The following is a 21,389-nucleotide window of genomic DNA, read 5'->3' as shown; positions in this document are numbered from 1 at the left end:
GGCTCCCGTTCCTCCCCGCGGAAAGCAAGTGACTGGAGCGGAAATCAACGGGCCAGCTTTATAGTTCAAAAACAACAATCTTTACGAAATGAGCCTTTTGAAAACAGCCTTTTGAAAACAGCCTAAAAAAAAACGCCCGTTTTATTTAACGAGCGCTACTACTTCTATCTCCACCAATGCATCTTTGGGAAGGCGGGCGACCTCCACACAGGAACGTGCAGGCTTATGCGTGCTGAAATACTCTCCATACACTTCATTGATTGCTGAAAAATCATTCATGTCTTTTATAAATACAGTCGCCTTAACAACAGTATTTAAAGAAGCACCAGCCTCTTCCAAAACAGCCTGAAGGTTTTTAAATACCTGGTGGGTCTGAGCTTTCACATTACCCTCTACCATGACACCATCTGCTGTAAGCGGAATTTGTCCGGAGCTGTAAAAAAGATTATTGACTGTGATTCCTTGTGAATATGGCCCAATCGCAGCCGGAGCCTGGTTCGTTTGAATGATTTTCATGGATTCTCCCCCTAAAAAATATCATTTGTTTTTAAGCTGGTGATTTTCATTCTAGATACTCGTTTTCTGCGGGAGGCCAGGGAGCCTCCGCTAGGCGCCAAAGTAAAAATGTGCTTTACCTTAGCCTATTTTTTAAAATAATTGCCTTCACTTACATTGATTTTCTTTTCCCGGACATCTACATCGGAGAGGCGTACAAGAGAAAGATACTCATCAACCAGTCGTTCTTCTGCTTTTTCAGCCTCAACCAGGACTGCAATACCAGCCAGATTGGCTTTAAACTCCTCCAGCATGCTGACCATGCCATTCACTGTTCCGCCGGCTTTCATAAAGTCATCGATGATTAAGACATTGGATCCTTCTGCAAGGCTTCGTTTTGAGAGAACCATCGTTTGGATCCTTTTGGCGGATCCTGACACATAATTAATGCTTACTGTCGAACCTTCTGTCACCTTGCTGTCCCGCCTTACAATGACAACAGGTACATTGAGATAGTTAGCTGCAGCATATGCGAGCGGAATCCCTTTGGTGGCCACAGTCATCACAACATCAATTGGCTTATCTGCAAATGCGGACGCAAATAGTCTGCCGGCACGCTGGACAATCAGTGGATCTCCCAATATGTCGGTCATATACAGATATCCGCCTGGCAAAAGCCTCTCTGGACTGGCTATCAGGCCGCATAGCTCATCAACAAAAGGGCGGGCTTCATCATCGGGTACCTTTACATTGAACTTAACTCCTCCTGCTGCTCCGGCCACAGTCTGCAGAGTGCCAATGCCCCTTTGTTCAAATGTCTCTTTAATAATTGTTAAATCCTCGCTTATGGAAGACTTGGCAGAACCATATCTTTCTGAAAAGAAAGTTAAGGATACCAGCTGACGCGGATGGTTTAATAAATAATTGGTCATATCTATTAACCGTTCGCTTCTGCGAAATTTCATTTGTGGAACCCCCATATAAATCCGAATATTTTAACGATAATATACCATTAATATACGGATTTAATCAAGCTTATGCCTTTCCCCAAGCATTCTGACCGCAAAAACCTGATCACAGAATCCTCTTAAGCCGTTATAAATCCGATGCATTCTTGAATCATGGTGAACAAGCCCAAACACAGTAGGACCGCTTCCGCTCATAAGGACAGCATCTGCTCCAAATCTTTTCATTTGGTCTTTAATTTGCGCCACCTCAGGATGCATCTGCAAGGTTACATCCTCAAGAACATTTCCTAGATTATGGCAGACACCTTCATAGTTTCCGTTATGTATAGCTTCAATCATTCCACTAGTATTCGGGTGCTGTATCTGGTTCACATCCAGCCTTCGATAAACATCCGCAGTCGAGACGCCGATAAATGGCTTGGCCAGTATGACCCAACAAGTAGGAGGTGCAGGAAGCTCTTTGATCATCTCTCCTCTTCCTCTTGCCAAAGCAGTCCCTCCATAAACACAAAAAGACACATCAGAGCCTATTTCCGATCCAATTTCGGCAAGCTCATCCATTGTAAGACCTAATTCCCATAGCTTGTTAAGACCTCTAAGGGCAGCTGCGGCATCACTGCTTCCTCCCGCAAGCCCAGCAGCAACAGGAATCGTTTTTTCAATTGTAATAGCTACACCTTTTTGCACTTGAAATCGTTCTTTAAGAAGATGCGCAGCCTGATAAGCCAGATTTCGCTGATCGTCCGGAACAAAACGGTTATGCGAGATAATTTTTATTTCATTCTTGTCTAAGAGCGTTAACTCCAGGCGGTCCGCCAAATCAATGGTTGTCATAATCATTTCAACTTCATGATAGCCATCTTCCCTTTTGTGTAAAACATCCAATGACAAATTGATTTTAGCAGGTGCCTTAACCATGACCTTCAACATTTCCACCTACTTCTTTAAATATGGCTTTGTTAAACTTGCCTGTTGATTTCCGCTCCAGACGCTCAGCGAACCTTTGGCGGTCAGGGGGCCTTCTCAGCGCAAGCGGGCAAGCGGCTGTGGGTTCTCCCTTTGACACGCTCCTTCCGCTTGTGTAAACACCGCACGAAGGAAATGCAATAGCATTTTCGAGGAGCTCGCGCCTTCCGCTCCAATCAAAAGGGTCTAAAATCAACATTGAGCTTCAACACAGCCTTAAATATAAAAAACAATTAAATTAGACTTTGATAACTGTCTAGCTCCCTGCATCATGCTTGTCGCAGATAAGCAGGTGCCTTACGCCTTTCATTTAAAGCGTCTCCATTTTTTGTCCTATTTTACCACAAATTGAACAGAAAAGCGCAAGGGCCTGAATAATAAGGCTTTTTTGAAAAATTCAGCCCTCTTAGGAACAATAAATGCCGAAGCATAAGCTCCGGCAGCCGCAGTACTATTAATTGTTAATGATTGAATCAAGGGTTAAAGCTAGGTATTATTTGTTAAGAAGATTTTGCTGTGCCATTTCGATAGCCCGCTTCACCATGTTGCCGGCATCTTTGGCGCGGATGCCGCCCCAGCCTTCTTTTTGGACTACATCATAAAAACCAAGCTCTTTTGCGATTTCTTCTTTTAAGCCCTCTGACATAATGCCTCTTCTTTTGCCCAACATTAACATCTCCTTTCGCACTGCGGTACTTTTATTATGGAACAGGAGCGTTCTATTCATTAGACCCTTATTTATCCTTAGGAACGGCACGATTAAACTTGCCTGTTCATTTCCACTCCAGGCACTCGCTGTTCGAGGGCAGCCCGGGAGCCGCCTCGAGCCTGCGCGGGTCCCCGCAAGACTCGCTTCTCCCGCTGGTGCTCCCGCACCCTTTTCCAATCAAACAGAGTGCGAGTATCAGCAATGTGCTTTAGCCGCGCTTGGCAAAAAGACAAAACAAAAAGCAGCAAACAAAATGTTCACCGCTCCGCTGAAAAATATATGTTAGCTTAAAGCAACCTGTCCTGATGTATCTTCGTAGAATGTAATTTGAACCGTTTCTGTTAAAACATCCGCATAGCTATAAGATACACGTTCAAATGCATTTTCTTCTTGATCTAATTCAATCACAAATACGGAAGGGTACGTTTCTGCCAAAACACCTGAACGCTCAATGGTCTTTCTGCGTCCGCCATTCGCTTTTAGCAAGAGCCTTTTTCCAAGATTTGAATCAAGAGCTTTTTTAATATCCAATAATGTTTTTGCCATTCGGTCCACCTCACTATGTAAAGTATATCACACTGACACAATTCTGTCAAACAAAAATATAAATTATAACAGTCTTTAAAAATAAATGTCAATATGTTTTCTTCTACTTTTTCTTCTAATTTTCAACAATTTTAGGATTACCTTAAACTAACAAGAATATGTATATTTTTAAAAAGGTGTATAGAAAGCGACTTATCAGCTATTTCTCCTTCTCACATAATGTCAAAATCCATCATAATTTGTAGCTTTATGATTTTTTTATTCAAACAAAAAACAAGCCGTTTCATAAATATAAACGGCTTGCTGGATTATGATTCATTCAACTGTTCATCATTAAAAGGCATCCCTGTTCTCAAAACCCCGCGTGTTTCAATCCCTCCCAGTCCCTTTTCACCTGTTAATGTGTTTCTTAAGATATCCCACACATTAATTCTTTCCATAAAAGGAGTCAGACTTACTTTTGCTACAATATAAACAGGATCGAGAGCATGGATGTTTACCCTTGAAGGTGAGCTCGCAAAGTTGGCCCCTGCATGAATCAGCGATTCGAAATGGGATTGACAGGCCCCCGCAAAGATAACAAGCTGGTCCAGATGGGGAATCTTTTTTCTGGCTGCTCTAACCGTTTGCACAAATTCTCTGGAATGCCTGTAAGCATTAATATCCGACTTCTTTCCTTTAGACTTGGAATAAGCATCATGACCGGTAACAACCAGGATATCAGGCCTGTAATGGTCGATTAGCTGTCCGATTTTCATCGGCATTTCCTTTTCATTGCAATGAATGCCTGTAACAGGGATGCCTATTTTATCATATACAGCAAGGCATTTCTTTAAATAAGAAGGATCCCCATCCAGGTGAAGTACTCTGCCTGGTATCTGAAAGTAATTAAGAGTCTTGCTGTATCCGTCCGTGACCTCATACTCCTGCTTTTCCCTTAAAAGAGCTATGTCTTGCCTAAAAAGCTGAAAAGATTGCTCTTCCAGGGATCTATACTCCTGTTCGATCTTCATTCGTTCCGCCTGGTTGATAACGATTAAGTCCTCATAGGGGGCATCGGCAACAAGACGAATATCCTCTCCAAATAAAACGGCCACTTTTTGGCCATTCTGCTCTTTAATATCAATCACACGGAATAGAATATCACAGCGATAGGAAATTCTTCCGACAATATCCATAATATTTATAGTCAATGTCGTCACTCCAATTGGCCCACAACGAGAACACGGCCTTCTCTAATCCCTCTGGCTTTTATACCTCATGAACGGATTAAGACCGCTGATGGGATTAATATTTATGTCATAAATTATGCATTTGTCTATAAACATGTGCGTATGAAAGGAGATTCGATGCCTGATTAAAGAGTAGACCTTGGCTAAAAAGAAAAAGCCTGCATTTAACAGGCCTTGGTTTAATTTATATCCGATTACATTTATTAAGAAAAGTAAGGCAGAAGGGCATCACTTAAACGCCCAAACTCTTCTATTGATAATGTTTCCCCTCTTCTCCCTGGTTCAATTTCAGCCAGTTCAAGTGCAGACAGGATTTGCTCCTTCTTTTGTTTTCCTTCCGGAAGCTGGCTTGTCAGATTATTGAGCAGCGTCTTACGTCTTTGCGCAAAGCTTGATTTCGTGACCTGGAAAAAGAACGGTTCGCTCTTAACCGCTACTGCCGGCTCTTTGCGTTTTGTCAGTTTGATGACCGCGGAATCCACATTGGGCTGTGGCACAAAAACCGTCTTTGGAACAATCATGGCTGTTTCCGCCTCTGTATAGTACTGGATAGCGATAGACAAGGAGCCGTAATCCTTCGTACCTGGGCGGGCAGAGATCCTGTCAGCAACCTCCTTCTGCAGCATACAGACAATTCCTCTGATTGGCAGCTTGTCCTCCAGCAGTTTCATTATAATTGGAGTTGTCACATAATACGGGAGGTTGGCAACAACCATAATATCCTGAATTCCATTAAATTCTTTTTCAATTGCAGCGCTTACGTCTGCTTTTAATACATCTTTGTTAATAATGGCTGTATTTGGGTAAGGCGACAGTGTTTCTTCTAAAATGGGCAGAAGGCGCTGATCAATTTCAAAAGCAAGCACTTTTTTGCTTCTACGTGCCAATTGTTCAGTCAGGGCCCCTATGCCTGGGCCAATTTCAATTGCGCCGGATTCTTCTGTTAAATCTGCATGATCGACGATTCTTCTGAGTATATTGGTATCAATCAGAAAGTTCTGTCCAAGGCTTTTCTTAAAAGAAAAACCGTATTTATCCAAGATCGCTTTTGTTCTGGCTGGTGTTGCGATATCTTTATGCATTTTGTTCCTCCTTGCGAATAGCTTCCACTGCTGCCGCAAAATCCTCCGGGCTAACCTGGAACATCATCAGCCTTTTGTGAAGCTGTTTCCCATTTGTATAGCCAATTTTGAGCAGCTTTCCAAGCCTTTCTCTTCTCTCTTTGGCACCATCTCCGCCAATCAGGCCAGCAGTTACGAGGTCTTCCTGAGTAATTGTCTCTTCATAGCTTTCCTGCATCACCTGGGCATCTTTAAGAGCTTGCCGGATCATTTCAGGGGAAGCATGCTCCACGCCAACCCCTTTTCCATGCTTATGCAGGGCATCCGCTTTCTCTATAAAAGCATGCTTGCAGCCCGGTACTTCATTTGTGATCGTATTTCTTATCTTCTGCCCGGGAAAATCCGGATCTGTAAATACGATAACACCTCTTGTTTGCTGTGCAAGCTTAATTTTTTCGATTGTTTCCTGATTAATGGCTGAACCATTTGTTTCAATTGTATCGGCATCTAGCGCCCTTCTGATGGCCGCTGTATCATCCTTGCCTTCCACAACAATGATCTCTTTTATCTTCATATTTCCTCCTCTATATTTCAAACAGCCGCCCTTTGCCGGCCTGCCTAACTTTTTAAAAATTTATAAAAAAAATGAAAAAAACTTGAAACATTTCTGTAATGTAATTCGTCTAAATACATGAAAGAAGAATATATTTATAAAGAATATTTTTTATTATATCTGAAAGTGCCGGCAAAAGAAAAAATGTTATTTCTAACCTTCTCCGCTGAGCAATAAAAAATGCAGGGGGATAGCCCCTGCATTTAATGAAATATTTATATTAAGCTAAAATTAATTCAAAATCTTAATCTTTACTGTTCTTCTTCCCCATTTATAAGCTTCTGCTTTAGTGGCGAAGAAAACATCAATTTTATTCCCTCGGATAGCTCCGCCTGTATCAGCAGCAACTGCATAACCATAGCCTTCAACATAAACTTTCGTTCCAAGCGGAATTACACTTGGATCGACAGCTATTACCTTTGCACCCGGATTTGCACGCAGATCCAATCCAGTTGCCGTCTTGCCAGAGCAGCCGCTGCAATGGGCAGTATATGCTGTAGAGGATACGTAAATTTCTTTTCCGCCTTCCTTACTGCTGGTTCCACGGGACACTACCTGTGTTGCCGCAGCTACCTTTGTTCCAACAGCAACGACTTTATCCTGCTTTTCTTTAACTTTCTTTTCACTGATCAGTTTTCTGGAAATTTCTTTGCCATTTTCCAAAACGACTTCAAACTGTTTTGTCAGAAGGCCTGCTTTTCCTGCATTCACAACCTTTTCAGTGCCTTTAGCCAGATTTTTGTCCTTTTTCGTAACAACTGCGAAATTAATTGGTTCTTCCACTACATCGGTGACTTTTTCAACTCGAATGACTTTTATAGTGTCATCGGCTTTGACTGTCTCTTCCAACTTTGGTTCAACACGGTCTAATTCATTTATTTTGATTCCCTGCTGTGATAAAAAGTCAGCGACCGTAGTCGAAGTTGACCAAACCTGCTTTTCTTTCCCGCCATTATTAAGCGTTAAAGAAAATGCTTTCTCAATTTGTATTTCCATGTTGCTTTTAACTTTTTCTTCTGGCTTCGGCTGAATTTTATCGTGTTCATTCAAAGCAATATTCTGCTCCTTTAACACTTCCTCAACCGTCTTTGCTGCGGTCCAAATCGTTTTCTTCTCGTTATCTGTTACAACTTGCACCTGTCTAGCCGGTTCATAAACAATTTCCAGATTGTCCTTAACCTGTGTGTTTACCGAGGGAAACACATAATCCTCTGAGCGCAATGAAATATTTAGATCATCGAATATATCTTGAATCGTTGTTGCATGCGTTTTGATGACTTTCTCTTGGCCATCCAGCGTCAATGCCACTGTTTTCTTAGACGTTTCATATAGAACGAAACCGAAAGCAGCTGCAAAAACTATTAAACTAGCAGAAAAAATGGCCAATTTCTTTTTACTCAAAGACTTGGATAACAGGTTTTTCATGTTTTCAATCACGATGAAAAACGCCTCCTTTTCTCTTCGGAGTGATTATATAGAGTATCTTGCCGGCTGTCAACTCTTTCGTTTCCCCTTCAGCATATAGAGAATGGCAGATGTCAGGAAACTATTGCTTGCCTATAAAGAACTGCACACTATCTTTATGTATGAAAGACAGCTCCCCACTATGCATCCCTTTCCTGTAATTATCCCGTTGCAAATTCAGCTTGCCTTGGTTTTATACTTTTCAACACTGCATTGAAAAATCCTTCTTTTCTTTTTACTGGAATATAGAAAGGCAGATCGCGATTCTGCTCTATTTTTTCTAGTAAATGGCAAGCGTCCTCGTAAACGTATTTCCTATTATGCAAAAAAATCAAGAGAAAGGAAAGAGAGACTTATCGACATGGTTATCCTATGAGACGAAGAAGGCATGTAGAACTTTTTAGAAACAGAAAAAATTTGGACAAGCTCCTACAGCATTCGACAAAAAGGGTTATCAGTTTATGCCGAATAATTTTTTTGCATTTTCGGTTGTCGCGCTTGCAACTTCTTCTATAGATATCCCTTTTATGTCTGCTATCTGCTCGGCAACTAGTTTTACATAGCTAGGTTCATTTCTTTTTCCTCTGTATGGGTGAGGAGTCAGATATGGGCAATCAGTTTCAATCAAAAGCTTATCCAATGGAATAGCATCCGCGACTTCCTTTGGCTTCTTTGCATTTTTAAAAGTTACGGGCCCTCCCAAAGAAATATAAAAGTTCATATCTACGCATTCTTTTGCAGTTTCAGGACTGCCGCTGAAACAATGCATGATTCCCCCTACTTCTCCGGCTCCTTCTTCTTTCAGAATTTCTACTATATCCGCAGTTGCATCACGGTTATGGATGACGATTGGAAGCTTGACCTTTTTCGCAAGCTGGATTTGCTTTCTGAAAACCTCTTTTTGAACATCCTTAGGAGACTTGTCCCAATAATAATCCAAGCCCATTTCTCCAAGGGCTACTACCTTTGGATGCTGAGAAAGTTCTTCAATCCATTGAAGGTCCTCATCGGTCATATCAATTGCATCGACGGGGTGCCAGCCAATGCTTGCGTAAATAAAATCATATTCATTTGATAGTTCCATGGCTTTTTCGATTGTTGGGCGGTCAAACCCTACAACTACAATATTGGAGACTCCTTCACTTAATGCCCTGTCTATAACCTCTTTCAAATCCTCGTTATATTGTTCTGCATTTAAGTGTGCGTGTGTGTCGAAAAACATGAAAAAAACTCCTTTTTGCTTATATTATTTTTCTATTACAATTTTTTCACTCATGTAACAGACCGGATATGGTTTAGGGGCTTTTTTAAGAATCTTTTCGTCAAAAATTCATCCTATTTTATTTTTATAAAATAATATCCCTAAAGGGTCTTTAGCTTATAATCTATGCCCGTAAATCTCCGCTGCAGGCACTCGCTTTCCACGGGCTGCCGACGCTCTGCGTCTGTGGAGTCTCATTGGTAAAGCTATTCCCGTAGTGTTTCGCTATTAACTCGTTTGTGCAATGAAAACAGCCTTTCTAAAAAAGAAAAACATAGAAATGCTTACGTTGAACGCTTAACACTTCTATGTTTTTAATTTTTATCATGTAAATGAATAATTTTTATTTAACCCTTGCTCCTAATGGAAGAGATTCTGCAATGGTAGCAAGCGAAAGTTCGCCGTCTTTCCCTCCTGCTAAAATCATTCCCTCTGAAAGCTCACCGCGAAGTTTAACAGGTTTCAAATTGGTTACACAAATGACTTTTCTGCCAACCAATTCTTCCGGCTTATAAAATTTTGCAATGCCAGAAACAACCTGGCGCTTTTCATAGCCAAGGTCCAGCTGCAGTTTTAGTAGCTTATCAGCCTTTTTCACTGGTTCAGCCTGGATAACCTGCGCCACTCTTAAATCGACCTTCATGAAATCATCAATGGTGATTTCTTCGCTATCCGGTTTTTCTTCTGCTTTTGCTTCAGGCTTGCCTTCTTCTTTAGGAGCTGAACCCTGCATTTTTGTTTTAATGAATTCCACTTCTTCATTAATATCAAGGCGAGGGAAGATCGGTTCTCCCTTTGCGACCTTTGTAACTTCCGGGATCAGTCCGAAAGTTTCAAGGCTTTCCCAAGATGTTAAGGATTCTTCGTTTACATTTAATTGCGTGAAAATTTCTTTCGGTGTACGGGTCAGGAAAGGTTGAAGAAGCACAGCAATTCTGCGTAGAGACTCTGCTAAATGTACCATTACACTTGCAAGCTCTTCTCTCTTTTCTTCTTCCTTGGCAAGCGCCCAAGGCTGCGTTTCATCTATATATTTATTCGTCCTGCTAACAAGCTGCCAAACGGCAGAAAGGGCCACAGAAAACTCCATTTTTTCCATTGCTTCCTCATACTTGGAAACAGTCTCACGGTTCATTTGAAGGAGCAGCTGGTCAAACTCGCCGTCGGAGCCTTTATAAGATGGGATAACACCGTCAAAATATTTATTAACCATGGCAATCGTTCTGTTTAAAAGATTTCCTAAATCGTTTGCAAGGTCAAAATTGATTCTTTCCACAAAGCCTTCAGGCGTGAACACTCCGTCTGCCCCAAATGGCACTTCGCGAAGTAAGTAGTAGCGGAGTGCATCCAGTCCATAGCGGTCAATTAACGTGACTGGGTCAACTACATTCCCTTTAGATTTGGACATTTTGCCGTCTTTCATTAATAACCAGCCATGCGCAAACACTTTTTTAGGCAGAGGGAGATCCAAAGCCATAAGCATAATTGGCCAATAAATAGTATGGAAGCGTACAATTTCTTTTCCTACTAAATGAACATCTGCCGGCCAGTAGTTCAAGTACTTTGAATCATCATCGGTACCGTAGCCAAGAGCTGTAATATAATTGGACAAAGCATCAATCCACACATAAACAACATGCTTAGGATTATTGGGAACTTTCACACCCCAGTCAAACGTTGTACGGGATACAGCCAAATCCTCGAGTCCAGGCTTAATAAAGTTATTAATCATTTCATTCTTGCGGGATTCCGGCTGAATGAAGGATGGGTTTTCTTCATAGTACTGCAGAAGCCTGTCAGCATACTTGCTGACCTTGAAAAAATAGGATTCTTCTTTTACTTTATGAACCGGACGTCCACAGTCAGGGCAGTTTCCATCTGACAGCTGGCGCTCTGTGTAATAAGACTCACAAGGAGTACAGTACCAGCCTTCGTATTCACCAAGATAAATATCTCCCTGTTCAACAAGCTGGGCAAAGATTTTTTCTACAATCTGTTTATGCCTGTCTTGAGTCGTACGTATAAAATCATCGTAGGAAATATCAAGCTTCTTCCATAAATCCTGGATCCCTTCTACGATTTCATCTACATACTGCTGCGGAGTAACTCCTTTTTCTTCCGCTTTCTCCTGAATCTTCTGACCATGTTCATCTGTTCCAGTTAAGTACATAACATCATAGCCGCGCATACGCTTATAACGTGCCATTGCATCACCGGCTACAGTTGTATAGGCATGCCCTATATGTAAATTTCCGCTAGGATAATAAATTGGAGTGGTCAGATAAAAAGTCTTTAATTTTTCCTCCATAAGATTCCCTCCCTTATTTTAAGAAAGCTTGGTTGCACAATATATGCAGCTAAGCTTATTATGGACTCTTTTTAATAAAATCTCATCAACTATTAAAAAATCCCGCCCAATGTGGACGAGAGTGAGAATCAGAAAATCGTGCCGGTATTGGGCCTGCTATATCTGTGTTTTTCAAGATGTTATATTCGTCATCATAACCTCTTATACCATCAAAATATACCTAAAAACTTGAAATTGTGCAACCAATAGGCAGATATGAACGAATGAATCTTTTTTCTAAAAAGTTAATCCTTAATAAAAAATTTAAATTAAACTCCTTCTTTATCCCTATAAAAGGAAATGAACCTTCGAATATTATTATATCGGTAATAAAAACTTTTGTAGAATTTTGTCGAAATGTCGAAACAAGTCATTTTAAGGCATATAGCAAAAACCTTGATTTTTCATTCTCCTCTTATTACATTTCAGCAATAAAACCCTAATGTATCAATACTTCAATGTATATCCTAAAATTTTCTATTTGAATTAAACATAAAGTAATTGACGTATTTGGGAATGGCTGGTATTATGTAATTAATAAAGATTTTGTCGAATAATGACGAAACAACATAGATAGAGAAAAATATTATTTGGAGATTTGAGAGGAGAAATTTATTATGAAATCCACAGGTATTGTTCGTAAAGTTGATGAGCTTGGCCGCGTTGTTATCCCTATTGAATTAAGACGTACATTGGGAATTGCAGAAAAGGATGCTTTGGAAATCTACGTAGATGACGAAAGAATCATCCTTAAGAAGTACAAGCCAAACATGACATGCCAGGTTACCGGGGAAGTTTCTGACGAAAATATCTCTTTAGCTAACGGAAAACTAATCCTTAGCCGTGACGGTGCTGAACAGTTATTAAAAGAAATTCAAAGTACCTTTGAATTAGTAAAATAATAAAGAGAAAAGCTTCTCACCCCTGTGAGAAGCTTTTTTTATTGCTCGACATGGTAGGCATGATATACATCCCGTTTGTTTAATCCCCTGTCCTTTGCTGTTTGTTTAATGGCTTCTTTGCTGGCTAACCCACTTTCTTCTATATAATGCTTTACATGATCCTCTATTGAAACATTTTCCCACCATACTGGTTCTTCTACCTTCATATCCTCAGAGGCCCCTTCAATAATGATGCAAAATTCTCCTCTTACTTCTCCGCTGGCGGCCCATTCGATTGCTTCGGAAACTGTTCCCCTAATAAATTCTTCATATCTTTTCGTTAGTTCCCGGCACAAGGAGATGTTCCGGTTTCCCATCAAATCTTCAATCAATGAAAGGGTCTCCTTAAGTCGATGCGGAGCTTCATATAAAATTGTTGTCGCAGATAGCTTCGCCAGCTTTTCCAGCTCCTGTTTTTTTATTTTCTTCTGCCTGTTTAGGAAGCCATAAAAATAAAAAGGCTGTGTATTAATTCCCGAAGCAATCAGCCCGGTTAATGCAGCATTTGCCCCAGGAAGCGGTACAACCGTCAGCTGTTCTTCAACAGCAGCTGTTACAAGCTCATAGCCTGGATCTGAAATAGCCGGCATCCCAGCATCACTGACAAGGGCAATTTTCGCCCCATTGGCGACTTTCTCCAGAAGCTTGTGCCCGCTTGCTTCCTTATTATGTTCATGATAACTAATAATTGGTGTTACAATCTCAAAATGATTGCAAAGCTTCTTTGTATTGCGTGTATCCTCCGCAGCAATAAAATCAGCCTCTTTTAAAATTCTTACGGCCCTAAAACTCATATCTTCAAGGTTTCCAATCGGAGTTGGAACTAAATAAAGGATTCCTTTTGTCTCTTCATTCTCAAAGCTTTTTTGCTGCCACATATGTACCACCCGTTTCCTCGCGAAAAGCGCAGAGCGCCATCGAAGGTATTTTCACCTTCAAAAAGGGGTTGCCTTATGTCTCGAATCCCTAGCCGAAACTAGACATACTTAAGATTTCGAGCTGATGGCGCTCGGAGCTATACCGTTCTAAAATTTTTATAATGAAATATTATGTAGTTTTAAAAACTCATCCTTCTTTTTCCTGGGCCATTGTTTAAATTCATATTCAGCTCTCATAGCTTCACTCTTATCCGAAAATGATTTAGAGAAAATCAGTTTAACCGGCCCTCTGCCTCTTGTATACTTGGCTCCTTTTCCCTCATTATGGACCTTTATTCTTTTTTCAAGATCATTCGTGTAGCCTGCATATAAACTGCCATCCCTGCAATGAAGAACATAAAAATAGTGGCTATTCTCCATATAAAATCTCTCTTATTTCAGGTGTGTATTCATTTTCATCATTATATACAAATAAGGGCGGCAGGATTTTTAAATCCGGGCTTCCGTTTTTAACAGCTTCAATCAGCAGGGTATTCGCTTCCTTCCCTGCCTTTGGATACACAAATTGCACTTTTTTTGGTTCAAGCTTATATTTCCGCATTAAGGTGACGATATCCAGGAATCTGCCCGGCCGATGAACAAATGCAACCTTGCCGCCCTGTCTCGCCAGCTGGCTTGATGCTTTAATGGCATCCTCCAGAGTACATAGAATTTCATGGCGGGCAATGGCTAAATGTTCATTTTCATTGATTTCATCACGGGATGGTGTAGGAAAATACGGAGGGTTGCAGGTCACAACATCAAATTTCCCATACCCCAGAACCTTGGGCATTTCTTTAATATCTCCATGGATCATTTGAATACGATCCTTAAGATTGTTGTATTCAATGCTCCTTGCTGCCATATCAAATAATCGCTCCTGAATCTCCACCCCTGTAATTGTTCCCTTTGTTCTTGCGCTTAAAAAGAGCGGAATCACCCCATTTCCGCTGCATAAATCAATAAGATTGCCTTTTTGAATTGGCACATATACAAACCTGGCCAGCAATACAGCATCCAGCGAGAAAGAAAATACAGCCGGGCTTTGAATAATACGCATATCCTCTGCCAGCAAATAATCCAGCCGCTCACCTTCTTTTAAAAAGTCCATACCTGATCCTCCATGCTCTGTTTCCTAAATGTATTCTTTTTGAAAGCTTTGATGAATAAACTTTTCTGTTGATTATCCTCTCCAGGCTTCAGCGAACAGAGGGCGGTCCGGGCCCTCTGCGGCGCTCTGAGCCTTGGCCAGCATTCTTGAACAGGGATCGGACGAAGAAAATGCGAATGCTTTTTCGAGGATCTCACGCCTTCACTTTTAATCAACAGAGAGCCAATGTCAGCACTTTCCTTTAGTATTCCCTTTTTGAAAAAGACTGATTAAGACTCTTTCATATGGAAAAAATAGCCTTCCTTTAATCAGGAAGGCTAAAAGTTTACTTTTTATTAAGGAAAGACAAGCAAAACAGGCAGTCGCCCTCTTTTCTAGGGCTGCCAAAATGGAGATTACAAATGTGAAAACCTTCCTGATAGAGGCGGGCAAGATTATCATAGCCTTCACCGATATCGATCACCTTATCATCATCCGTATCTCCGGCAGGCTGCACTGCTTTTTTCTTTTTAACCGATGTGCTTTCCTTTTCTGTAGATATGTCTAAATGGCGTCTTAAATGTTCATTTTCCAGCTTTAAAGAGTTATTCTCTTCAAGTATTTCTGCCAAATGCTGCTTTAACTCACCAAGCTGCTGATATAACTCTCCAATTTGGGTTTCCATGTTACTTACTGAGTCAAAGATTTCTTTTTTATCCACGCCTTCCACCTCTTAATCTGTGGACTGAACTGATACAGCACCTTGTTTTAAAATTTCATCGAGTGTATATTCGAGTACGCGCTCCTGTTCTTTAACATCCACTTGAAGTACACGCTCCAATATATTTAAGCCTACGACTTTTCCAGGTCCATCAGGGGTCTGAATCCATTCCCCAAGGTCCGGGAGCTGTTCTTTAGCTGCTTCGTACTCGTCATTCTCATATTTCAGGCAGCACATTAAGCGCCCGCATAAACCTGAAATTTTCGTAGGGTTTAACGAAAGATTCTGGTCCTTTGCCATTTTTATGGATACCGGATCAAAATCGCCAAGGAATGTGGAACAGCAAAGCATCCTTCCACAAGGGCCTATGCCGCCCAGCATTTTTGCTTCATCCCTCACACCAATCTGGCGAAGTTCAATTCTTGTCCTAAATATGGCTGCAAGGTCTTTTACGAGTTCACGAAAGTCAACCCGCCCATCAGCCGTAAAATAAAATATGACTTTATTTCGATCAAATGTATATTCAACATCCACAAGCTTCATATCAAGCTGATGTGTATTGACCTTCTCACAGCAAACCTCATATGCTTCTTTAGCGGCCTGCTTGTTCTCCTCAACAATCATGCGATCCTTTTGATCTGCAATACGAAGGACCTTTTTTAATGGCAGGACAACATCATGTTCATCAACCTGTTTCGGGGCTATCACTACTTTTCCGTACTCTACGCCTCTAACGGTTTCGACAATGACAAAGTCATCCTTTTGTATTGAGAGATCTCCGGGATCAAAATAATATATCTTGCCCGCTTTTTTAAAGCGCACTCCTACTACATCATACAAAGGAAGATCCCTCCTGCAATTTTAACACAAGCTGTTCCATCAACAGCTGCGGATTCATATTTGCCTGCAATTTTCTTTTCGCTTCCAAAACAGCCGTCATCTGTTCTGTTAGTCGCTTTGTAGAAGATTGCAGTGCAAACTGCTCTAAACGATTCTTTTCGTTTAGATGGACAACCTGGTCCTGTTTCCCAAGCTGTATATATAATAAATCTTTAAAAATAAGAAGTAATAAATCTAAGCCGCGATCAATCTGCTCTTTCTCTTTAAAGTGCAAGAACCAATCCTCCTGAAGGGCAACCATTGCCTCAAGCGGATTTTTCTTAACCACTTCATATAATTTTAACACTATTTTTTGTGCTTGTACAAACCAATCATCAGAACTATACTCCAAAGCTTCATCCAAATTATTGGTAATTTGTGCAAGTAATGGTGCCCGGCTAGGATCTACTCCATTATTCTTTAACTGTTCGATCATTTCAGCTGGGGACAAAGGTTTAAAAGAAATCGTCTGGCAGCGCGATAGAATAGTAGGAAGCATTTGCTGGGACTGTTCAGTAATTAAAATGGCAGTCGTTTGCGCATGAGGTTCCTCCAGAAATTTCAGCAGACTATTGGCAGCATTTACAGTCATCCTGTCTGCATGTACAATCACATAAAGTTTTCTTTTTGATTCTACACCTGTTTTTGAAAACTCTTCCTGAAGGCTTTGAATCTGATTCTTTTTAATAGAGAGTCCGTCCGGCTCTACAATATGAACATCCGGGTGATTACCGCTATTAATCCTTTTACAGTTTGAACATGTTTCACATGGAACATACCCTTCAACGGGAGCCTTGCAGAATTGGCTTTTTGCCAAAAGTGTGCTCGCTTCCCGCTTCCCTGTCCCTTTCATACCCTCAAACAAGTAGGCGTGGGCCAGCCGATCCTTCACTATGCTATTTTTAAACATTTTCAATACTACTGGCTGTATGGACTCCAGCTGTTCCCACGTTTTTCCCACAACAATCACTCACTTACGTATATAAATTTATTAAAAGACCTTTAATTTCTCCGACTTTTCCAAGTATATCAATCGAGGATTCTTCCTTTTTCATTAGTTCATCTGTCAGCTCAGAAAGCTTTTCATCAACGGTTTCGACAACCCTTAGCGACCTGCCTTGTCCAAATTGATTCCAGCTATGTGATTGCTTTAGCTCCATGCCAAACTCAACGGCTTCCTTCACAAACTTCTTAACCAATGTTTTAAACTTTGCCAAGTCCTTAAAAGTCCGGGACCGGGCAAGGCGTTCACCGGCGGCATCAATCTCTTTTAATAATCCCTGGAGCTGTGAAGCCTGCAACTTCTGGTCCTGCTTCTGAACCAGTTCATAAAACTTGGTGCCATTCCCCGCTGCCTGCTTTTGGTCCTGGCGGATATTTTCCATTTTGAGCCGAAGATCCTGGTTGATTTTCATACATTAATCCTCCGAAAAAGGTAGCATTGGACCCTGTAAAAATAATAATGGTTTATTAAAAGTGGTGGAACTGCTCAACCGGCAATACAAAAACGGTTGCACCGCCCACTTCTACTTCTACTGGATAGGGCACATAGGAATCAGCGTTTCCGCCCATTGGTGATACGGGTGCAACAAGCTGGTCTCTTGCCCGGCAGTTTTCTTTAATAATCTGCAAAGCCCGTTCTACCCGAATATCCTCTGTGCCGATCATGAAAGTTGTATTCCCGGATTTCAAAAAACCGCCTGTACTGGCCAATTTTGTTGCTCGAAAATTATTATCCACCAAGGCATTCATAAGTTTATTGCTGTCCTGATCCTGTATTACTGCCAGGATTAATTTCATAGACCCAACCCCTTTACAGTTTTTTATCCGTTGTTTCTTACCTTTATTATATCAATTATTTTATGCTCAAGCAGAAATTAAGGGAATACTGCGGAGATTATTTTTAAAAAAATTGCCTCTTTTTTATTTCCGGCTGAAGCTGCTGCCTTACATATAGCAGATAGCCACACGCTCTTGCACTCTTACAAAAAAACCTTAAAGATATAAAATCTTTAAGGCCCTTCTTATATTTTCCCTTCTAACACTTCTTTTAATTTTTCATCTGCCTGCTTATATACCTCCTCTACCGGCCTGGAAGCATCAATCTTATAAATTCTGTCAGGATAAAGGTTCATTAATTTGAGATATCCTTCCCGTACTTTATGGTGAAAATCTAATTTTTCCAGGTCAAGACGATTTACTTCCCTGCCCTTATGCTGATTGATTCTCTCCAACCCAGCCTCTGGTTCAATATCGAAGTACAATGTTAGCTTAGGCATCATTCCCTCAATTGCAAAGCTATTAATGGAGAAAACCTCCTCAATGCCTAATCCTCTTGCATACCCTTGATAAGCAAGGGAGCTGTCAATAAACCTGTCACATAATATTACATACCCTTTTTCTAATGCGGGCTTCACCTTTTCAATCAGGTGCTGCCTTCTAGCCGCTGCATATAAAAGAGCTTCGGTCCTCGGGTCCATCTTTGTATTATTTTTATCGAGGATTACACCTCTGATTTGTTCAGCAATTTCAATTCCGCCTGGCTCCCTCGTTTGAAGGATCTTATAGCCTTCCGCTCCAAGCCTCTTTGCCAGTAAACTAATGATGGTTGTTTTTCCGGCACCTTCAGGCCCTTCAATGGTAATAAACATTCCCTTATTCATAATACTTCCTCCAGCTGTTCATATATCTTAATGGTACCTTGTTGAATATTTTCCTCATTTTGAAAGCGCGCACCGGCTTCCAAAAGAATTCTTATATTTTGGATATCTTCCTTGTGTATTGGTTCTCCCGGAAATAAAAGTGGAATGCCGGGCGGATAAGGGGTCACCTGCTGTGCACTTATCCTGCCGACAGAGTCCTCAAGCAGAACTGTTTTTTTGGTATGGCCTTCTCGTTTCTTTTGATTGAAAGAAAGCTCTGAAACAGGCTCTTTTGAAAATATGATTTTCTTTTTTGGATCTTCTGTGGTTATATAAGTTTTTAACTCTTTCTCCAAACAATTGATAACCCCTTCAACCGAGTAGTCCATGTTTGATTTTAGCAGCGGAAAAACGAGCAAGACGTTATAGGGATCAGCCATTTCCGCATAGATACCATGCTGCTCCAGAATCTGCTGAAGTTCATATCCGCTTAGAGAAGTAGTGGATTGAATTGTAACTTTTAAAGGGTCACCGATATTATTTTTATAAGAGAGGACCTTAATTCCCCTTATTCTGTTTAGTGCATTCCTAAAGTTTTCAATCTTTTCGTATAGTTTATCTGCATCTTTATCTGAAAAAGATGCTAAGTATGCCCTGGCCATATCAAGCGAGGCCATAATTGGATATGACGGGCTGCTTGATTGGAGTAATCCCAAATAGCTGCTTAATTTTTTTTCATTTACAAGTTTGCTATTAAAATGCAGGTACGCCCCCATCGTCATAGCAGGCAGTGTCTTATGGGCTGATTGTATAACAATATCCGCTTTGAGTTGGACAGCGGAAGCCGGAAAGCACTTTGCTCCAATAAAATGCGCCCCATGCGCCTCATCCACCAGCACTGGTATCCCATAGTGATGAGCATGAGTAATAATCTGCTCCAAGTCGGAAACCATTCCATAATAATTAGGATACGTTAAAATCAGCGCTTTGGCATGCGGGTATCGTCCGATTGCTTCTTTTACCGTCTCGAACGGTACGCCTCCAGCCACGCCCCAATCATGGTTATATTCAGGTGCTAAAAAAACCGGATCAGCCTTAGCCAAAGAAATACCGTTAAGGATCGACTTATGGCAATTTCGCTGAACTAATACGGTATCATTCTCTTCAGCCGCCGCCATAATCATAGCGAGGTTCCCTGCAGTTGACCCATTTACCAAGAAATAACTTGTGGAGACGCCGTACAAATTTGCAAGCAGCCTTTGAGACTCCAATATCACTCCACCGGGAGAGTGCAAATCATCCAGGCTGCCGAGTTCCGTGGCATCCAGCTTTAAAATATCTTTAAAAAATTCTGATTCTCCATAGCTTAAAAGTTCTCCATACTTATGTCCCGGGACATGAAAAGATATAGGGTGCTGTGAGGAATGCTTTTTCAACTGATCAAATAATGGAGTCCGTTTCTGATTCATTTCATCACCAATTATTGCACTTTCCTTAGATTCTTATCCTATTTTAACAAATAGGGTATGTCCTATAAAGAGCCACACCTGCAATATAGCCAGTCCCCTCGTTAAATAAGCAATTTTATAAAGAAATCCATGATAGACATACACCCAAATGGGATTTCCATCATACAATATTAATCAAGTAACCTCAAAAAAACCGCCAATGAATATTCGAAAAATTGTATACAATAAAATATTACTGGGCAGAATAAGTGTATGGAGGTGGAGTGATTGGGTTCGCTATTAGCAAAAAAACATGCAGGAGAAGAATGTGTCATTTGCGAGCAGGCTAAAACAAGGGGAATACATCTATACACTTCTTTTATCTGCACAGATTGTGAAAAAGATTTAATTACTACAGATACAAGTAATCCAAGATATAATTATTACTTAAAGAAACTAAAAAAAATAACAATGCCAGAAATATTTTCTTAAAAGGGAGCTCCTTGAACAGGGGCCTTTTATTTTTGCTGGACTTATGCTGCCGGTAGAGGCAAGGAGGAATCATTACCTTGATTGAGACCAATTAATTGTGAAACTCTAATTAATATTTGGTAATATTCGATATTTAATAAAATGGAAGTTGGAAGTTTCTAATTGCTCGATATAGTTGTATTGCTTCAAAAAGGCACCATAGAGCCAACTGACCGATATATGGGAAAAGTGACCGATAAAAATGAAATCTGACCGATATATTGAAAGAAGTGACTGATAAAATGGAATTCTGACCGATAAATCTAAGAAAGTGACCGTTATTCCCTATAAAGCATGGTGAGTGACCCAAAAAAAGTGTCTACTTTAGAGAAATAAGCGATATTTATAAGCTAAAAATAAATAAAAACACAAAAAGAGCACCCATCAGGTGCTCTTTTTATTGCCCGGCAGCGTCCTACTCTCACAGGGGGACAGCCCCCAACTACCATCGGCGCTGAGAAGCTTAACTTCCGTGTTCGGTATGGGAACGGGTGTGACCTTCTCGCTATCGCCACCAGACTATTTGATTTGAAGAACATTCATTCCTTCAAAACTAGA

At 40.7% G+C, this 21,389-nt stretch carries 24 protein-coding genes and 1 rRNA gene; 2 read left to right on the top strand and 23 right to left on the bottom strand.

The window, feature by feature from the left end; genetic code table 11:
- Positions 1 to 141: 141 nt before the first annotated feature.
- From J7I93_RS22030 to metG, 12 genes are all read right to left on the bottom strand, one after another.
- The gene (locus tag J7I93_RS22030; RefSeq protein WP_214728540.1) at positions 142 to 516 is read right to left on the bottom strand and encodes a RidA family protein; all 375 of its coding nucleotides are present in this window, start codon (positions 514 to 516) and stop codon (positions 142 to 144) included.
- A gap of 125 nt (positions 517 to 641) precedes the next feature.
- Entirely contained in the window at positions 642 to 1,460 is an 819-nt protein-coding gene (gene purR, locus J7I93_RS22025; RefSeq protein ID WP_214728538.1) for a pur operon repressor, read from the bottom strand.
- A 60-nt stretch (positions 1,461 to 1,520) separates the two neighbouring features.
- Positions 1,521 to 2,390 carry a 4-(cytidine 5'-diphospho)-2-C-methyl-D-erythritol kinase gene (ispE, locus tag J7I93_RS22020; RefSeq protein ID WP_214728545.1) on the bottom strand — a complete coding sequence of 290 codons (870 nt, stop codon included), beginning with the start codon at positions 2,388 to 2,390 and terminating at the stop codon, positions 1,521 to 1,523.
- Positions 2,374 to 2,529 (bottom strand): hypothetical protein, encoded by a 156-nt coding sequence (locus tag J7I93_RS22015; RefSeq protein WP_214728537.1) that lies wholly within the window; start codon positions 2,527 to 2,529, stop codon positions 2,374 to 2,376. Before J7I93_RS22015 ends, ispE begins: the two co-directional genes overlap by 17 nt.
- Before the next feature lie 393 nt (positions 2,530 to 2,922).
- Positions 2,923 to 3,096, bottom strand: a complete 174-nt coding sequence (locus tag J7I93_RS22010; RefSeq protein ID WP_214728543.1) for a small, acid-soluble spore protein, alpha/beta type — start codon at positions 3,094 to 3,096, stop codon at positions 2,923 to 2,925.
- Positions 3,097 to 3,420: 324 nt separating this feature from the next.
- Complete coding sequence (gene veg / locus J7I93_RS22005) at positions 3,421 to 3,684, bottom strand: biofilm formation stimulator Veg (RefSeq protein WP_214728535.1); 264 nt, start codon at positions 3,682 to 3,684, stop codon at positions 3,421 to 3,423.
- Positions 3,685 to 3,992: 308 nt separating this feature from the next.
- The gene (yabG, locus tag J7I93_RS22000; protein WP_214728533.1) at positions 3,993 to 4,877 is read right to left on the bottom strand and encodes a sporulation peptidase YabG; all 885 of its coding nucleotides are present in this window, start codon (positions 4,875 to 4,877) and stop codon (positions 3,993 to 3,995) included.
- Positions 4,878 to 5,119: 242 nt separating this feature from the next.
- A complete protein-coding gene (gene rsmA / locus J7I93_RS21995; protein ID WP_214728531.1) occupies positions 5,120 to 5,998 on the bottom strand; it encodes a 16S rRNA (adenine(1518)-N(6)/adenine(1519)-N(6))-dimethyltransferase RsmA in 879 nt (292 codons plus the stop codon).
- Positions 5,991 to 6,551 (bottom strand): ribonuclease M5, encoded by a 561-nt coding sequence (gene rnmV, locus J7I93_RS21990; protein WP_214728529.1) that lies wholly within the window; start codon positions 6,549 to 6,551, stop codon positions 5,991 to 5,993. Before rnmV ends, rsmA begins: the two co-directional genes overlap by 8 nt.
- A gap of 270 nt (positions 6,552 to 6,821) precedes the next feature.
- Positions 6,822 to 8,015 (bottom strand): G5 and 3D domain-containing protein, encoded by a 1,194-nt coding sequence (locus tag J7I93_RS21985; protein WP_214728541.1) that lies wholly within the window; start codon positions 8,013 to 8,015, stop codon positions 6,822 to 6,824.
- 493 nt (positions 8,016 to 8,508) lie between these two features.
- Positions 8,509 to 9,276 (bottom strand): TatD family hydrolase, encoded by a 768-nt coding sequence (locus J7I93_RS21980; protein ID WP_214728527.1) that lies wholly within the window; start codon positions 9,274 to 9,276, stop codon positions 8,509 to 8,511.
- A gap of 382 nt (positions 9,277 to 9,658) precedes the next feature.
- On the bottom strand, positions 9,659 to 11,623 hold the full coding sequence (gene metG, locus J7I93_RS21975) for a methionine--tRNA ligase (RefSeq protein ID WP_214728525.1): 1,965 nt from the start codon (positions 11,621 to 11,623) through the stop codon (positions 9,659 to 9,661).
- 656 nt (positions 11,624 to 12,279) lie between these two features.
- Here metG and J7I93_RS21970 point away from each other — a divergent pair.
- The gene (locus tag J7I93_RS21970; RefSeq protein ID WP_026585206.1) at positions 12,280 to 12,564 is read left to right on the top strand and encodes a transition state genes transcriptional regulator AbrB; all 285 of its coding nucleotides are present in this window, start codon (positions 12,280 to 12,282) and stop codon (positions 12,562 to 12,564) included.
- A gap of 38 nt (positions 12,565 to 12,602) precedes the next feature.
- Here the strand turns inward: J7I93_RS21970 and rsmI are convergent, their stop codons facing one another.
- From rsmI to J7I93_RS21920, 10 genes are all read right to left on the bottom strand, one after another.
- Positions 12,603 to 13,481 carry a 16S rRNA (cytidine(1402)-2'-O)-methyltransferase gene (rsmI, locus tag J7I93_RS21965; RefSeq protein ID WP_214728523.1) on the bottom strand — a complete coding sequence of 293 codons (879 nt, stop codon included), beginning with the start codon at positions 13,479 to 13,481 and terminating at the stop codon, positions 12,603 to 12,605.
- Between the two features lie 156 nt (positions 13,482 to 13,637).
- Positions 13,638 to 13,901 carry a GIY-YIG nuclease family protein gene (locus J7I93_RS21960; RefSeq protein ID WP_214728521.1) on the bottom strand — a complete coding sequence of 88 codons (264 nt, stop codon included), beginning with the start codon at positions 13,899 to 13,901 and terminating at the stop codon, positions 13,638 to 13,640.
- Complete coding sequence (locus J7I93_RS21955; RefSeq protein ID WP_214728519.1) at positions 13,891 to 14,631, bottom strand: tRNA1(Val) (adenine(37)-N6)-methyltransferase; 741 nt, start codon at positions 14,629 to 14,631, stop codon at positions 13,891 to 13,893. Before J7I93_RS21955 ends, J7I93_RS21960 begins: the two co-directional genes overlap by 11 nt.
- Positions 14,632 to 14,956: 325 nt before the next feature.
- Complete coding sequence (gene yabA / locus J7I93_RS21950) at positions 14,957 to 15,331, bottom strand: DNA replication initiation control protein YabA (protein ID WP_214728517.1); 375 nt, start codon at positions 15,329 to 15,331, stop codon at positions 14,957 to 14,959.
- Between the two features lie 12 nt (positions 15,332 to 15,343).
- The gene (locus J7I93_RS21945; protein WP_214728515.1) at positions 15,344 to 16,171 is read right to left on the bottom strand and encodes a PSP1 domain-containing protein; all 828 of its coding nucleotides are present in this window, start codon (positions 16,169 to 16,171) and stop codon (positions 15,344 to 15,346) included.
- Positions 16,164 to 17,171 carry a DNA polymerase III subunit delta' gene (holB, locus tag J7I93_RS21940; protein WP_214728513.1) on the bottom strand — a complete coding sequence of 336 codons (1,008 nt, stop codon included), beginning with the start codon at positions 17,169 to 17,171 and terminating at the stop codon, positions 16,164 to 16,166. The genes J7I93_RS21945 and holB overlap by 8 nt, the downstream gene beginning before the upstream one ends.
- 13 nt (positions 17,172 to 17,184) lie before the next feature.
- Positions 17,185 to 17,625, bottom strand: a complete 441-nt coding sequence (locus tag J7I93_RS21935; RefSeq protein WP_214728511.1) for a YaaR family protein — start codon at positions 17,623 to 17,625, stop codon at positions 17,185 to 17,187.
- Between the two features lie 55 nt (positions 17,626 to 17,680).
- Complete coding sequence (locus J7I93_RS21930) at positions 17,681 to 18,010, bottom strand: cyclic-di-AMP receptor (protein ID WP_009336682.1); 330 nt, start codon at positions 18,008 to 18,010, stop codon at positions 17,681 to 17,683.
- A 224-nt stretch (positions 18,011 to 18,234) separates the two neighbouring features.
- On the bottom strand, positions 18,235 to 18,873 hold the full coding sequence (tmk, locus tag J7I93_RS21925; protein ID WP_214728509.1) for a dTMP kinase: 639 nt from the start codon (positions 18,871 to 18,873) through the stop codon (positions 18,235 to 18,237).
- On the bottom strand, positions 18,870 to 20,321 hold the full coding sequence (locus tag J7I93_RS21920) for an aminotransferase class I/II-fold pyridoxal phosphate-dependent enzyme (protein WP_214728507.1): 1,452 nt from the start codon (positions 20,319 to 20,321) through the stop codon (positions 18,870 to 18,872). The genes tmk and J7I93_RS21920 overlap by 4 nt, the downstream gene beginning before the upstream one ends.
- Positions 20,322 to 20,588: 267 nt before the next feature.
- On the opposite strand from J7I93_RS21920, the gene J7I93_RS21915 reads away from it, so the two are divergent.
- A complete protein-coding gene (locus J7I93_RS21915) occupies positions 20,589 to 20,792 on the top strand; it encodes a sigma factor G inhibitor Gin (RefSeq protein WP_214728505.1) in 204 nt (67 codons plus the stop codon).
- Between the two features lie 441 nt (positions 20,793 to 21,233).
- Here the strand turns inward: J7I93_RS21915 and rrf are convergent.
- Positions 21,234 to 21,350 (bottom strand): 5S ribosomal RNA (gene rrf, locus J7I93_RS21910).
- Between the last annotated feature and the right edge of the window lie 39 nt (positions 21,351 to 21,389).

This window comes from Bacillus sp. ISL-47 (assembly GCF_018613175.1).
Taxonomy (GTDB): Bacteria; Bacillota; Bacilli; order Bacillales; family Cytobacillaceae; genus Cytobacillus.
The sequence above is the reverse complement of the archived record's forward strand: the minus strand, read 5'-3'. Positions and strand labels throughout refer to the sequence as shown.

Excerpts from the sequence above, each read along its gene's own strand:
- metG (WP_214728525.1), bottom strand. The coding sequence starts at position 11,623 with ATGGAGGAAAAATTAAAGACTTTTTATCTGACCACTCCAATTTATTAT.
- J7I93_RS21980 (WP_214728527.1), bottom strand. The coding sequence starts at position 9,276 with ATGTTTTTCGACACACACGCACACTTAAATGCAGAACAATATAACGAG.
- tmk (WP_214728509.1), bottom strand. The coding sequence starts at position 18,873 with ATGAATAAGGGAATGTTTATTACCATTGAAGGGCCTGAAGGTGCCGGA.
- purR (WP_214728538.1), bottom strand. The coding sequence starts at position 1,460 with ATGAAATTTCGCAGAAGCGAACGGTTAATAGATATGACCAATTATTTA.
- J7I93_RS21920 (WP_214728507.1), bottom strand. The coding sequence starts at position 20,321 with ATGAATCAGAAACGGACTCCATTATTTGATCAGTTGAAAAAGCATTCC.
- J7I93_RS21985 (WP_214728541.1), bottom strand. The coding sequence starts at position 8,015 with ATGAAAAACCTGTTATCCAAGTCTTTGAGTAAAAAGAAATTGGCCATT.
- J7I93_RS21935 (WP_214728511.1), bottom strand. The coding sequence starts at position 17,625 with ATGAAAATCAACCAGGATCTTCGGCTCAAAATGGAAAATATCCGCCAG.
- veg (WP_214728535.1), bottom strand. The coding sequence starts at position 3,684 with ATGGCAAAAACATTATTGGATATTAAAAAAGCTCTTGATTCAAATCTT.
- J7I93_RS21960 (WP_214728521.1), bottom strand. The coding sequence starts at position 13,901 with ATGGAGAATAGCCACTATTTTTATGTTCTTCATTGCAGGGATGGCAGT.
- rnmV (WP_214728529.1), bottom strand. The coding sequence starts at position 6,551 with ATGAAGATAAAAGAGATCATTGTTGTGGAAGGCAAGGATGATACAGCG.
- J7I93_RS21970 (WP_026585206.1), top strand. The coding sequence starts at position 12,280 with ATGAAATCCACAGGTATTGTTCGTAAAGTTGATGAGCTTGGCCGCGTT.
- rsmA (WP_214728531.1), bottom strand. The coding sequence starts at position 5,998 with ATGCATAAAGATATCGCAACACCAGCCAGAACAAAAGCGATCTTGGAT.
- J7I93_RS21955 (WP_214728519.1), bottom strand. The coding sequence starts at position 14,631 with ATGGACTTTTTAAAAGAAGGTGAGCGGCTGGATTATTTGCTGGCAGAG.
- J7I93_RS21930 (WP_009336682.1), bottom strand. The coding sequence starts at position 18,010 with ATGAAATTAATCCTGGCAGTAATACAGGATCAGGACAGCAATAAACTT.
- rsmI (WP_214728523.1), bottom strand. The coding sequence starts at position 13,481 with ATGTGGCAGCAAAAAAGCTTTGAGAATGAAGAGACAAAAGGAATCCTT.
- J7I93_RS22030 (WP_214728540.1), bottom strand. The coding sequence starts at position 516 with ATGAAAATCATTCAAACGAACCAGGCTCCGGCTGCGATTGGGCCATAT.